The organism is Paraburkholderia sp. SIMBA_027, assembly GCF_046535315.1.
GTDB classification, from domain to species: domain Bacteria; phylum Pseudomonadota; class Gammaproteobacteria; order Burkholderiales; family Burkholderiaceae; genus Paraburkholderia; species Paraburkholderia tropica.
Genome location: NZ_JAWRWY010000242.1, coordinates 1 through 335 on the forward strand (window position 1 = coordinate 1; position 335 = coordinate 335).

Below are 335 nucleotides of genomic sequence, written 5' to 3' on the forward strand. Positions count from 1 at the left end.
ACACGGGTGGAATGCAAAGTCACGCGTCCGCGTGATTGACAGCTGAAACATGCAGCGGTCGTCCTGACGCTGCGGGAGCATTCGACAGGACAGACGGTGACCTTTTCGCAGTGAATGCGCGGCTGGTTTGTCATGACCGCGCTCAACTTCAACGATCAGAATGTGCTCCAGTCAGTTGCGGCTTTCGTACGACTCGGCGTTAGCGATCCGGAGGGCTTCTTTATCCTAGCGGATTGGGGCGCCAGCCTTGTTTCGCCGACAGTCAATGAATTCAGATCTCTTGCATCGTCGACCCTGAAGATCGCTACCGCGTTGCGCAGTGCCTGTGCCTGCTC

At 57.0% G+C, this 335-nt stretch carries 1 protein-coding gene; it reads left to right on the forward strand.

Annotation, left to right across the window (positions count from 1 at the left end; genetic code table 11):
- Nucleotides 1–132: 132 nt before the first annotated feature.
- Nucleotides 133–335: hypothetical protein (locus SB764_RS38950; protein ID WP_410866605.1), on the forward strand; the 203-nt coding region annotated here is incomplete at its 3' end.